At 77.4% G+C, this 1,205-nt stretch carries 1 pseudogene; it reads right to left on the reverse strand.

Features of this window, described 5'->3' with window-relative positions:
* Positions 1-776: pseudogene (locus ABZ641_RS38330) on the reverse strand (hypothetical protein); the annotation flags it as partial.
* Between the last annotated feature and the right edge of the window lie 429 nt (positions 777-1,205).

A 1,205-nucleotide genomic window follows, 5' to 3' on the forward strand; every position in this document is an offset into this window, starting at 1 on the left:
CGCAGCCGGGCCGCGGCGGGCGGGGCCGGCGGGGTGCCGGCCCGGGCCTCGGGGAACTCCTCGGCGAGCAGCGGGGGCCGGCCGGTGGCGAGCAGGAAGAGCAGTCCGCCGAGGGCCTGCCGGTCGTCGGCGTACGGGCCGCGGTGGAGCACGGCGGCGCCGGGCCGCGGCGCCGGGTACGGCCTCGGGTCGAGCAGGAGGGGTCGGCCGTCCGGTCCGACGAGGACCCGGTCGGCGGAGAGGCCGCGCAGCGCGGCGCCCAGTCCGTGCACCCGCACCAGCAGGTCGGCCAGCGCGGTGGCGACGGGGCGGGCCTGCGGCCAGGGGACACCGGGATCGCCGTCCCGGCCGAGCCGTTCGGCGACCCAGTCGTCCAGCGTCGTGCCGGCGGTGCCCGTCCGCGGCCCCGGTGGTGCGGCGAGGCGGGCCGCGGTGAGCGCGGCCGATAACCGCTCGGGTGCCCCGGGCTCCTGCCCGGGCCTGGTCGACCCCCTCCCCTCGAAGGGGCCGACCGGCGGCTCGGCGAACCCCCGCCCGCCACCGCGGAGTTCCGCACCCGCCGGCTCGCCGCGCCTCCCCGCGCGGTCCACCGGCGCGGACGGCCGGGCGGCGCGCCGGGGTCCGTCGACGGCGGCCGCCCGGCCGCCCTCGCCTCCCCGCCCCGGCGCACCGGCCTCGGCCGTCCGCACGACCTCCAGTGCCGTGCCGTCCGCATCCGGCCCGTCACCGACCGACCCCGCCACCGAGGCCGAACGCAGCGGTGTGCCCGCCCCCATCGCTTCACACCCCTTCGTGTCGACGCCGCGGGTGCCCACTGCTCCTGCACCGCGGCCCGGTCGTCCTGGAAGTGACGAGAGCGGCCCGGTCGCCGGACCGCCCGCGGGCCACTCGCCCGGCCCGGGCCGGAGTCCGGCGCCCTTCCCGACCCCCCAGGTCAGGGCAACTCTCGTTCGCGGAACTGAAGTTACTTTCGTGGTCGGTGTGACTCAACGCAGCCCGGGTCACTTCACTCATAAGGGTGATCCAGATCCGATTCCGGTCGTGCGCGGGCTCCGGAGTGCGACCGGATCGGGCCCGGCGCTCCGGAGCGCGCCCCGGACGACGTGCGCCGCCGGCCGGCCGGCGGGGGGATCGGTAGGGAACACCCCTGTACACCACACAACACAAAACATATATCGGTTTTGGTCTTGAGGTGGCTTAAAGGT

This window comes from Kitasatospora sp. NPDC007106, from assembly GCF_040634455.1.
Taxonomy (GTDB): domain Bacteria; phylum Actinomycetota; class Actinomycetes; order Streptomycetales; family Streptomycetaceae; genus Kitasatospora; species Kitasatospora arboriphila.